General features: G+C 61.6%; 11 protein-coding genes. 9 read left to right on the top strand and 2 right to left on the bottom strand.

All coding sequences use genetic code 11. The features are described from left to right. Window positions 1-337, bottom strand: a 337-nt coding sequence (locus D8V06_RS14800) for a GNAT family N-acetyltransferase (protein ID WP_130931210.1), incomplete at its 3' end; no start/stop codon positions are given. Window positions 338-492: 155 nt separating this feature from the next. On the opposite strand from D8V06_RS14800, the gene D8V06_RS14795 reads away from it, so the two are divergent. The 9 genes from D8V06_RS14795 to D8V06_RS14755 all read left to right on the top strand — a co-directional run bounded on the left by D8V06_RS14795 (window position 493) and on the right by D8V06_RS14755 (window position 10,004). Next, a complete protein-coding gene (locus D8V06_RS14795; protein ID WP_130931209.1) occupies window positions 493-1,371 on the top strand; it encodes an acyl-CoA dehydrogenase family protein in 879 nt (292 codons plus the stop codon). Window positions 1,372-1,545: 174 nt separating this feature from the next. After that, the gene (locus D8V06_RS14790; RefSeq protein ID WP_130931208.1) at window positions 1,546-2,640 is read left to right on the top strand and encodes a serine hydrolase; all 1,095 of its coding nucleotides are present in this window, start codon (window positions 1,546-1,548) and stop codon (window positions 2,638-2,640) included. Then, window positions 2,637-2,960, top strand: coding sequence for a hypothetical protein (locus D8V06_RS14785; protein WP_056856079.1), 324 nt, complete (start codon window positions 2,637-2,639; stop codon window positions 2,958-2,960). Before D8V06_RS14790 ends, D8V06_RS14785 begins: the two co-directional genes overlap by 4 nt. Window positions 2,961-3,294: 334 nt before the next feature. Further along, the gene (locus tag D8V06_RS14780; protein ID WP_130907464.1) at window positions 3,295-4,470 is read left to right on the top strand and encodes a M20 aminoacylase family protein; all 1,176 of its coding nucleotides are present in this window, start codon (window positions 3,295-3,297) and stop codon (window positions 4,468-4,470) included. An 81-nt stretch (window positions 4,471-4,551) separates the two neighbouring features. Further along, window positions 4,552-5,862, top strand: coding sequence for a citrate-proton symporter (locus D8V06_RS14775; RefSeq protein WP_130931207.1), 1,311 nt, complete (start codon window positions 4,552-4,554; stop codon window positions 5,860-5,862). Beyond that, window positions 5,859-7,307 carry an amidase gene (locus D8V06_RS14770; RefSeq protein ID WP_277751300.1) on the top strand — a complete coding sequence of 483 codons (1,449 nt, stop codon included), beginning with the start codon at window positions 5,859-5,861 and terminating at the stop codon, window positions 7,305-7,307. Before D8V06_RS14775 ends, D8V06_RS14770 begins: the two co-directional genes overlap by 4 nt. Window positions 7,308-7,380: 73 nt before the next feature. After that, on the top strand, window positions 7,381-8,151 hold the full coding sequence (locus D8V06_RS14765; protein ID WP_130931206.1) for an IclR family transcriptional regulator: 771 nt from the start codon (window positions 7,381-7,383) through the stop codon (window positions 8,149-8,151). 103 nt (window positions 8,152-8,254) lie between these two features. Then, a complete protein-coding gene (locus tag D8V06_RS14760) occupies window positions 8,255-8,845 on the top strand; it encodes a YceI family protein (RefSeq protein WP_056856075.1) in 591 nt (196 codons plus the stop codon). Window position 8,846: 1 nt separating this feature from the next. Next, on the top strand, window positions 8,847-10,004 hold the full coding sequence (locus D8V06_RS14755; protein ID WP_130931205.1) for a phosphatidylserine/phosphatidylglycerophosphate/cardiolipin synthase family protein: 1,158 nt from the start codon (window positions 8,847-8,849) through the stop codon (window positions 10,002-10,004). A gap of 448 nt (window positions 10,005-10,452) precedes the next feature. Here D8V06_RS14755 and D8V06_RS14750 read toward each other — a convergent pair. Beyond that, window positions 10,453-10,901 (bottom strand): fibronectin type III-like domain-contianing protein (locus D8V06_RS14750; RefSeq protein WP_177434432.1); only part of this gene is annotated, 449 nt, incomplete at its 5' end.

Genomic DNA, 10,901 nt, shown 5'->3' with positions numbered 1-10,901 from the left:
CCAGAATCGGGCCTTGAAGATGGACCAGGCCATGCAGGCTGAATTCTTCTTCGCTATAGAACTTGCCCAGGCTGCTGGCGGCGGTGTGGTCGAGCAAGCGGGTGGTCGCCACCAGTCGCCCGGTGTTCAGGTCACGCACGCCGATATGGGCGCAGTGAACATCATAGTCATCCATGTCCAGACCCAGTTCCGCGCCTTTGAGCTTGGCGTTGAACTCGCCGCTGAACACGTTGAAACGCAAGGCCTGAGCTTCCTGCAAAGCCTCGGCGCCTATCAGACGTTCGGCTTGCAGGCGGCGTTCGTTGCCGGTATCGCTGATGCGGGCGATCTGAGTCATGGCGAATCTCCGTGCGGGCTGCTCACCCGTCTTTGGGTTACAGCGGATCGACTTTCTTTATCCAGCCTTGTTGTGCAAAGTCAGGCTATGTAGCCCCGGTGTCATCGCCATGAAGCTTTGGTGATGCTTATATGACAGCCCACAAGGAGCCTCTTATGCCCTGGCAAACCCTGTTGAAACGCCGCGATCGCATGCCCGCCAACCCCGACCTGGGAGAAGGGTTCACGACCTTGTTAGATCACCTGGGCGCCGTTTCCCCATTCGAGTTGGCGGTAGCGGGCGGACGTTTGATGGCAACACCGGGACTGGCATTTCTGGTGGGCTATCAAGCGGCACTGCGCATGCTTTGGCCGAGCGCGCCGTTGAGCCTCGGAGCCTTGTGCGCCACCGAACAGCGCAGCCTGCGCCCGGCGGACATGCAAACCCGCCTGAGCGGTTTGCGCCTGAGCGGGCGCAAGGATTTCGTCACCGCCGGCGATGCCGCCGACTGGCTGCTGATCGCCGCCCGCAGCGAGCCACCTGGCGACGAGCCGCGTCTGAGTCTGGCGGTGGTTTATCCGGATGAGCCGGGCGTGCGTGTGGAAAAGCTGCCGCCGCTCCCGTTGATGCCGGAGATCAGCCACGGCCGTTTATTCTTGGAAAACGCGCTGTGCGAATTGCTCGCCGGTGATGGCTGGGACGCTTACGTCAAACCGTTCCGCACCCTGGAAGATGTCTATGTGTTGAGCGCCATGACGGCGTGGCTGTATGGCGTCGGGCAGGACTGTGACTGGCCGCAGAGCTTGCAATTACGATTGTTGGCGTTGCTGGCCGGGTGTGCGGAAACCAGCCGTCAGGCGCCGAGTCATGCGGCCGGGCACGTGTTGCTCGGCGGGTTGTTTGCGCAGTTCGAGGCGCTCAAGGTTGAGGTAAATGAAGCGCTGGCCGATGGGCCAGCGGAATGGGCGGCGATGTGGCAGAGGGATCAAGCGGTGATGGATCTGGCAGCCGGGGCGCGAGTAAAGCGTTTGTCCAAGGCTTTGGCGGCGATTTGAAGGGCCCCATCGCGGGCAAGCCTTGCTCCTACGGGATGGATGCGTTTTCGAAGTTCACACATGACATGTAGGAGCAAGGCTTGCCCGCGATGGCGGTCTAATCGGCAACACAAATCCCGGGACTGTCATCATCCTCGACTAGGCTCAGCGGGTTACCCCCCAAGAGCCCCTGTCATGTTCAAAGGCTGGTCCCTGATTTTCATTCTGCTGCTGAGCCCCGCAGCCCACGCCGAAAACTGGCCCGCCGAGCAATGGTCCAGCGGTCCGGCGATGACTGGCCCAGCACTTGAGGCGCTGGAAAACTATGCCTTCCCACTGCGCGATGACAGCACCCGAAAAGGCCTGCGCACCGATGCCTTGCTGGTGATCCGCGATGGCCAGTTGATCTACGAACGCTACGCCGGGCCGACCACCGCCGAGACGCCGCACCTGACCTGGTCCATCAGCAAAAGCCTGATGGCCACGGTACTGGGCGTGGCGTACGGCGAAGGCCTGTTCAAGCTCCAGGACCCGGTGCAGAGGTTTTATCCGCCCCTGAAAAAACACCCGGACACGAGCATGGCCGACCTGTTGCACTGGGCCTCAGGCATTGATTGGCAGGAAGACTACGAATACGCACCGTTGAAATCTTCGGTGGTGGCGATGCTCTACACCCGAGGTCACGCGGACATGGCCGCGTTCACTGCCGATCATGGCCGGTACGCGGCGCCAGGCCAGACGTTTCGCTATTCCAGCGGCGACAGCAATCTGTTGTCCACCGCGCTGAAAAGCATCGTCGGTGCTAATCGCTATGCGGACTTTCCATGGACAGCCTTGTTCGAGCCACTGGGTATTCGCCACGCCATTTGGGAAACCGACGCCAGCGGCACGTTCGTCGCGTCTTCTTACGCCTACCTGACCGCGCGGGATCTGGCGCGAGTCGGCTTGCTGATGGCCCGCGACGGTCGTTGGGGCGACAGACAATTGTTGCCCAGGGATTGGGTCGCCTTCAACCGCGAGCCGTTCGCCAATTATCACGCGCATCAGGACGAAACCGTTCCCGGTGGCCATTGGTGGCTCAATCGTGCAGCAGACGGAGCGGCACAACCCTGGCCCGATGCGCCCGTCGATACGTTCGCGGCGCTGGGCCATTGGGGCCAGGCGATGTACGTGATTCCGAGCGAAAAACTGGTGATCGTGCGTTACGGCGATGACCGCGACGGCAGCTATCGTCACAACGAATTGCTCAAGCTCGCACTGAAGGCCGTTGCCGGGAAGGTGCAACCATGAGCGGTTTCATCCGGCGCCGGCCGATCAGTTCATTGCTATTGGTCCTGCTGCTCGCCTTGCTGGGCTGGATCTGGCACGAGCGTGTGGCTCTGTGGGCATTCCCCGACATCATCAGCGCCTACACCGCGAAGGAATATTGCTCGTGCCGGTACGTGATGAACAACGACGCCGGTTATTGCCGTGGTTATGTGAAGCAGTGGCTGCCCACCAGCGGGTTTACCGATGACACCCTCGACAAGCGCGTCACCGTCAGCGGCATGGGCCGCAGCAACAGCGCCGCGTGGATCGGCGAGCGCCAGGGTTGCCGCTTATCACCCTGAGTGCGGCGATGCTTTTTGTGGCGAGGGAGCTTGCTCCCGCTCGGCTGCGCAGCAGTCGTAAAGTCAGCAACCTCGGTATGTCAGATACAACATGGTTGAGGTGCTAGCGCCGCTCTTCGCAGCGCAGCGGGAGCAAGCTCCCTCGCCACAAGGTTTTGCATTGGCCATCAAAGCTTTTTCCCCTCAGGTTCCACTCTGTGGAACCACATTCGATTGTCCTCGTGCGCGACTCGCGGTTATCTGGCGGTGAGCCCCTGCCTTTGATGCGTCTCGCGCTCCACAAAAGAACAGCGAACAACAAGAACGGGAATTCACTCGGCCTGAGGAAATCGTCATGACTCGACATCAGCACATCCTTGCCTGGCTCAGCGACGTGGCCAGCGACCTGCACGCCACCCGCCAGGACATCCATGCCCACCCCGAACTCGGTTTCGAGGAAAACCGCACCTCGGCGCTGGTGGCCAAATCCTTGGTTGACTGGGGCTACGAGGTTCACACCGGGATCGGCAAGACCGGCGTGGTCGGTGTCCTGCGCAACGGCAACAGCCCGCGCAAACTCGGATTGCGCGCCGACATGGATGCGCTGCCGATCATCGAGAACACCGGCGCCACCTACAGCAGTCAGCATCAGGGCTGCATGCACGCTTGCGGGCATGACGGCCACACCACCATGTTGTTGGGCGCCGCACGTTATCTAGCTGCGACCCGGCAGTTCGACGGCACCCTGACCCTGATTTTCCAACCGGCCGAAGAAGGCCAGGGTGGTGCCGAGGCCATGCTCGCCGATGGCCTGCTCGAACGTTTCCCCTGCGATGCGCTGTTCGGCATGCACAACATGCCGGGTCTGCCTGCCGGACATTTGGGCTTTCGTGAAGGGCCGATGATGGCGTCGCAGGACTTGCTCACCGTAACCATCGAAGGCGTCGGCGGACATGGTTCGATGCCGCATCTGGCGGTCGACCCATTGGTGGCGGCAGCCAGCGTGGTCATGGCTTTGCAGACGGTGGTGGCGCGCAACATCGATGCGCAGCAAGCGGCAGTGGTCACGGTCGGTGCGTTGCAGGCCGGGGAGGCCGCCAACGTGATACCGCAGCAGGCGATCCTGCGCCTGAGCCTGCGCGCACTCAATGCACAAGTGCGTGAACAGACCCTCGAACGGGTGCGCGCGATCATCGAATCCCAGGCCAGGAGTTTTGGTTGCAGTTCACGCATCGAGCATCGTCCGGCCTATCCGGTGCTGGTCAACCACGCCAACGAAACCGAATTCGCCCGTCAGGTCGCTGTCGAGTTGCTCGGCGCCGATGCGGTGGACGGCAACACGCCAAAACTCATGGGCAGCGAAGACTTCGCCTGGATGCTCCAGCGTTGCCCGGGCGCCTACCTGTTTATCGGCAATGGCGTATCGCGGCCGATGGTGCACAACCCCGCGTATGATTTTAACGACGACATCCTGCTGACCGGCGCGGCGTATTGGGGCGCGCTGACCGAGAGCTGGCTCAAGCCGGCCTGATTTCCTCACTTTCTACTGCCGCTGGACCGGGCGCGCGCCGTCGTGCCCGCCGTTACCCATCAGGTTTTTGGAGAGTTGCCCATGCACACTTCGAGCACAGGCGTTTCGCGCACCCGGCAGGTGGTCGCCGCCGTTATCGGCAACGCACTGGAATGGTATGACTTCATCGTTTACGGCTTTCTGGCGAGCATCATCGCCCGGCAATTTTTCCCGTCCGAGGATGAGTACGCCTCGCTGCTGATGGCGCTGGCGACCTTCGGCGTCGGCTTTTTCATGCGCCCGGTGGGTGGCATTCTGCTGGGCATGTATTCGGATCGCAAAGGACGCAAGGCGGCGATGCAGATGATCATCCGCCTGATGACCGTGTCCATCGCGCTGATCGCCTTTGCACCCAACTACGCCGCCATCGGCATGGGGGCGCCGCTGTTGATCGTGGTCGCGCGGATGCTGCAAGGCTTCGCCACGGGTGGCGAGTACGCCAGTGCCACGGCGTTCCTGGTGGAGAGCGCACCGGCGCACCGCAAGGGTTTGTATGGCTCGTGGCAATTGGTCGGGCAATGCCTGGCGGTGTTTTCCGGGGCCGGCATGGTGGCGTTGTTCACCCATTTGCTGACCCCCGAGGCATTGGACCTTTGGGGCTGGCGCATTCCGTTCATCATCGGCTTGCTGATCGGCCCGGTCGGGCTGTGGATTCGCAAGCACATGGAAGAACCGGAGGAGTTTCTTGAGGCGCGCAAACAGGCCAAGGGCGCCAGTCCAAGCTTGCTGCAAGTGATCCGCGAACACCGCCGCGCCATTCTTGTATCGATGGGCCTGGCGTGCGGTGCGACTGTGTCGTTCTACGTGGTCCTGGTGAACATGCCGACCTTCGCTCACAAGAATCTCGGCTTGCCGCTGGACCAGGTGCTGCTGGTGCAGATGCTGGCCGTGGCGTTGATGACCGTGGTCATTCCATTGTCCGGCGCATTGTCGGATCGCCTCGGCCGACGCCCGGTTTTGATGGCCTTCACCCTGGCGTTTTTCCTGATGGTCTATCCGTTGTACGTGTGGGTGGCGGCAGCCCCCTCCATCGAGCGCTTGCTGGTGATGCAACTGTTGCTGTGCAGTTCGATCGGCGGCTTTTTCGGCCCGGCGCCGACCGCACTGGCCGAGCAGTTTCCGATTGAAGTGCGCTCTACCGGGGTATCGGTGGCCTACAACGTTGCGGTCATGGTCTTCGGCGGTTTCGCGCCGCTGATCGTCACCTGGCTGAGCAAAGTCCTGGCGACGCCGGTGGCGCCATCGTTCTATGTGTTGTTCGCTTGCCTGCTGACGCTATTGGGCACTTACTGCATGCAGGAAGCACCACGGGCAAAGCGATCTGTCGAACTCAACCTTGAGGTGAAGCCTTGAGCATCAATCCGATTGTAGAAATGGACGCCGCTACGCTGTCCCGGGCCATCCACGGGCGGCTGGTGTCTTGCCGTGAAGTGATGCAAGCGTATCTGGCGCAGATCGAGCGCTTCAATCCGCAGGTCAATGCGCTGGTGTCGCTGCGAGCGGACGATGAACTGCTGAGCGAAGCCGACGCCTGCGACCGGCAGCTGGATCAAGGCCAGTCCCGTGGCTGGATGCACGGCATGCCGCAAGCGGTCAAAGACCTGGCCGCCACCGCCGGGTTGCGCACCACCATGGGCTCGCCACTGTTCGCCGAACAGGTCCCGCAACACGATGCCATCAGTGTTGCGCGGGTACGCGACAGTGGCGCAATCATCATCGGCAAGAGCAACGTTCCGGAGTTCGGCCTCGGCTCGCAAACCTACAACAGCGTATTCGGCACCACCACCAACGCCTACGACCCGACACGGGTCGCCGGTGGCAGCAGCGGCGGGGCGGCGGTGGCGCTGGCGTTGCGCATGCTGCCGGTGGCCGATGGCAGCGACATGATGGGCTCGCTGCGCAATCCGGCGGCGTTCAACAACGTCTTCGGTTTTCGTCCGTCCCAGGGGCGCGTGCCGTACGGTCCGGCGCCGGAGCTGTTCGTCCAGCAATTGGCCACCGAAGGGCCGATGGGCCGCACCGTTACCGATGTCGCTCGATTGCTCGGCACGCAGGCCGGCTACGACTCGCGCGCGCCATTGTCGCTGACTCAGGACCCGCAGGTTTTCCATCAGTCCCTGGCGCAGGATTTCAACGATGTTCGCGTCGGATGGCTGGGTGACTATAACGGTTACCTGCCGATGGACCCAGGCGTGATGAGCCTGTGCGAGTCGGCATTGCACGACTTTGCGGCACTGGGCTGCAAGGTTGAAGCCTGTCAGCCGGACTACGCCATGGAACGCCTGTGGCAAGCCTGGTTGACCCATCGCCATTGGCTGGTGCAAGGCAGCCTCGGTGCGTTGTACGCCGACCCACGCAAACGCGAGCAACTCAAACCCGAAGCGCAATGGGAAGTCGAAGGCGGGCTGCGTCTGACGGCAGCGGATGTCTACCAGGCCTCGGTCAGTCGCAGCGACTGGTTTCGGGCCTTGAACGAATTGTTCGAACGTTACGATTTTCTGTTGCTGCCCACTGCTCAAGTGTTTCCTTTTGATGCACAAACACCGTGGCCGCGCGTCGTCGGCGGGCAGAGCATGGACACTTACCACCGCTGGATGGAGGTGGTCATCGGGCCGACGTTGGCCGGATTGCCGAGCATGAACGTGCCGGTGGGTTTCAACCCGGCCGGACTGCCGATGGGGCTGCAAATCATTGGCCCGGCCCAGGCTGACTTGGCGGTGCTGCAACTGGCGTATGCACACGAGCAACTCACCCAATGGGTCAAGCGCCGACCGCCCGGTTGTCTGCAAAACTCTTGAGCCTGGCGGACAGGCCCGCATCTTGCTGTGCTTTGTAAAAGAGCAGCGATACGGGCTTAGGGAGTTCGAACCTATGGAGAGCAAGGCAGAAACCGGCAATGTACGTTCCGTCGAGCGCGCTCTGGCGATCGTCGAATTGCTGGGTGAGCATCAGGCGTTGGGGTTGGAGGAATTGCATTACCTGACGAGCCTGCCCAAGTCCACAGCGTCACGGATGTTGCTGACCCTGCAGGAGCAGGGCTGGATCTACCGCGGCTTGAGCGACCGGCGTTACCGCTTGTGCGCCAAGCGTCTGTATGGCGACAGCCAGCAGCGTTTCAAGCGGCGGCTGGTGGAAAACGCCGCGCCGCTGTTGCTGGAATTGAGCGAACGCACCGGGCTGGTGGCGGACTTGTCGTGTTTCGACGGCGAGCGGATCGAGGTCATGGAAAGCGCCATTCCGACGGTGCTACGCAAGCGTTATCCGAACAACTGCCAGATCGTCGGCCAGCACGCCAGCCTGTTTCATTCGGCCATGGGCCGGGCCTGCCTGGGAGAACTGGACAGCCATGAAGTAGAACGTCTGGCCGAGCGTGAGTGGTTGAATGACGAGACGCTGTTCAACGCTTCGCAAACGGCGTTGCACCAGGGGTTCGGCCAGCGCACCGAAGGTTACTGGGAATACCCGGTGCGCCTGCCGTTTCTGATTCGAGCGGTGGCTTTACCGATCCGTACCGACGGCCGGCTGGTAGGCAGCATGGCGTTGCACTGGCCGATGGATCAGGCGCCGGTGGAACGGGTGCTGAGCCTGCACCTCAACAGCCTGGCCACGACCATTGGCGATGTGCAGCAGGCGATGGCCTGATTGGAACTTGTGGCTGTTTAGAGACTCAAGGCAACACATTTCTTGCAACCTGTGTCAGGCCGGTTAAGGTTCAGCACAGGTTTACTTGCCCCCACGAGTCTCTATGTCCAAGCGGTCAGTCACCCAAACCCTCGCTTCAGTGCTGTTGGCCGGCGCTTCGCTGTCAGCCCAGGCCAACTGGTATCTGGACGGCGAGTCCTCGCGGCTGTCATTCGTCAGCACCAAAAACGCCAATGTTTCCGAAGTGCAGCGCTTTTTGGTGCTGCATGGCAAAGTCGATCCCAAAGGGCTGGCGCAGGTTGAAGTGGAACTGGATTCGATCAACAGCGGCATTCCGCTGCGTGATGAGCGCATGCGCAACAATCTGTTCGAGATCGATAAATTTCCCGAAGCATTGATCTCCACACAAATCGACCTGCGCCCGATCAACGACCTCGCCCCCGGCGCGCAACTGGAATTGCGTCTGCCGCTGACGGTCGACCTGCATGGCAAACAGCACACCTACAACGCCGAATTGCTGGCGACGCGCCTGGATGACCGGCGCTTCCAGGTGGTGACGCTGGAGCCGTTGGTGATCAACGCCGAAGACTTTGATCTGGCGCCGGGGCTGGAAGCACTGCGCAAGGTCGCCGGTTTATCGGCCATCAGTCTGTCGGTGCCGGTGGGTGCGGTGCTGATTTTCACGGCGCGCTGACATGGCCGGGGCAATTTTTCCGTGGCGTGAAGGCAACCGCTTCGAACTGCTGATCGACGGCCCGCAGTTTTTCCCGCGCATGCTGGTGGCGATAGCCCGTGCCGAGGAACAGGTCGAGTTGGAGTTGTATCTGGTGGAGGCGGGCGCCTGTGCCGAGGCCATGGTGCAAGCGTTGGTCCAGGCTGCCGAGCGCGGTGTGCGGGTGCGTTGCCTGTTCGATGATTACGGCAGCCTCGCGTTCACCCTGACCTTGCGTCAGCGCCTGACGACGGCCGGCGTGGAATTGCGCTTCTACAATCGTCTGAACTGGCGGCGTTGGGTCGGTAACTTCTACCGTGATCACCGCAAGTTGCTGCTGGTGGATCAAAGCCTGGCTGTGGTCGGCGGCACGGGTGTCACCGATGAGTTCTGGACGCCGGGCGAGGACGTCAGTGAATGGCACGAAGTGATGGTGGAAATCACCGGCCCGCTGGTGCTCGACTGGCAACTGCTGTTCGATCGCCAATGGATCGCCAACCGTCATCGCCGCGCCTGGAAACCCGCGGCGCATTTCGGCTTGCCGCGTCTGCCCCGAGTGCCCGCCACAGGGGAGGGCATGGGCCGCGTCGCCTACGCCGACGCCCGTCAGCACCGCGACATTCTGCAATCCTTGACGCGCGCACTGAACAGCGGCCAGAAGCGTATCTGGCTGGCCACTCCGTACTTTCTGCCGACCTGGAAGGTCCGCCGCTCATTGCGTCGTGCCGCCGGCCGTGGCGTCGACGTACGCCTGCTGCTGACCGGGCCACGTACCGATCACCCTTCCGTGCGCTATGCCGGGCATCGCTACTACCCGCGGTTGCTCAAGGCCGGGGTGAAGATTTTCGAGTACCAGCCGTGCTTCCTGCACCTGAAAATGGTGTTGATCGACGATTGGGTGAGCATCGGCTCGTGCAACTTCGATCACTGGAATTTGCGCTTCAACCTGGAAGCCAACCTCGAAGCGCTCGACCCTGGACTGACCCGGGACGTGGCGGCGAGTTTCGAAAAGGATTTTGCCCTGAGCCAGCAAGTCAGCCTGGAAGCCTGGCAACGCCGTCCCCTTTGGAAGCGAATCAAGCAACGGGCCTGGGGATGGGTGGATCGGTTGGTGGTGAATCTGTTGGATCGAAGGGGCTGACCCCAATCTGAAGAACATCCTCCAGATCGTTCCCACGGGGTTACAGCAACTCAAAACTCTGCTGCGTCACATCCTGGGAATCCAGGCCGATCTGCACGTTGAACTTGCCCGGTTCCGCAGCGTATTCCAGATCGTTCCCACGCTCTGCGTGGGAACGCCTCTAGGGACGCTCCGCGTCCAGTGACGCGGAGCGTCATGGGCTGCATTCCCACGCAGAGCGTGGGAACGATCAGTCCGCACAGGATTACAGCAACTCAAAACTCTGCTGCGTCAAGTCCTGGGAATCAAGGCCGATCTGCACGTTGAACTCGCCCGGTTCCGCAGCGTATTCCAGATCGTTCCCACGCTCTGCGTGGGAACCGCTCCAGGGACGCTCCGCGTCCAGTGACGTGGAGCGTCACGGGCTGCATTCCCACGCAGAGCGTGGGAACGATCAGTCCACACGGGGTTACAGCAACTCAAAACTCTGCTGCGTCACATCCTGGGAATCCAGGCCGATCTGCACGTTGAACTTGCCCGGCTCCGCAGCGTACTTGAGCTGGCTGTTGTAGAACTTCAGGTCATCCTCGGTGATGGTGAAGTGCAGGACTTTCTGTTCGCCCGCCTTGAGCAACACCTTCTGGAAGTTTTTCAGTTCCTTGATCGGGCGGATCATCGAACCGGTTTCGTCCTGGATGTACAACTGCACCACGGTTTCGCCGTCACGCTTGCCAGTGTTTTTCACCGTGACGCTGGCGTCGAGCTTGCCGGTCTTGTTCAGCGTGGTCGACGACAGGGCCATGTCGCTCAGACTGAAATCGGTGTAGCTCAAACCGTAGCCGAACGGGAACAGCGGGCCGGTTGTGTCATCGAAATACTGCGAGGTGTAGTTGCCCGGTTTGCCCGGCGTGAACGGCC

This window comes from Pseudomonas sp. Sample_24 (genome assembly GCF_004307605.1).
In the GTDB taxonomy this organism is placed as follows: Bacteria; Pseudomonadota; Gammaproteobacteria; order Pseudomonadales; family Pseudomonadaceae; genus Aquipseudomonas.
The sequence above is the reverse complement of the archived record's forward strand: the minus strand, read 5'-3'. Positions and strand labels throughout refer to the sequence as shown.

Bases quoted from the DNA above. Each gene is read 5' to 3' on its own strand.
- D8V06_RS14795 (WP_130931209.1), top strand. From the start codon at position 493: ATGCCCTGGCAAACCCTGTTGAAACGCCGCGATCGCATGCCCGCCAAC.
- D8V06_RS14790 (WP_130931208.1), top strand. From the start codon at position 1,546: ATGTTCAAAGGCTGGTCCCTGATTTTCATTCTGCTGCTGAGCCCCGCA.
- D8V06_RS14785 (WP_056856079.1), top strand. From the start codon at position 2,637: ATGAGCGGTTTCATCCGGCGCCGGCCGATCAGTTCATTGCTATTGGTC.
- D8V06_RS14780 (WP_130907464.1), top strand. From the start codon at position 3,295: ATGACTCGACATCAGCACATCCTTGCCTGGCTCAGCGACGTGGCCAGC.
- D8V06_RS14775 (WP_130931207.1), top strand. From the start codon at position 4,552: ATGCACACTTCGAGCACAGGCGTTTCGCGCACCCGGCAGGTGGTCGCC.
- D8V06_RS14765 (WP_130931206.1), top strand. From the start codon at position 7,381: ATGGAGAGCAAGGCAGAAACCGGCAATGTACGTTCCGTCGAGCGCGCT.
- D8V06_RS14760 (WP_056856075.1), top strand. From the start codon at position 8,255: ATGTCCAAGCGGTCAGTCACCCAAACCCTCGCTTCAGTGCTGTTGGCC.
- D8V06_RS14755 (WP_130931205.1), top strand. From the start codon at position 8,847: ATGGCCGGGGCAATTTTTCCGTGGCGTGAAGGCAACCGCTTCGAACTG.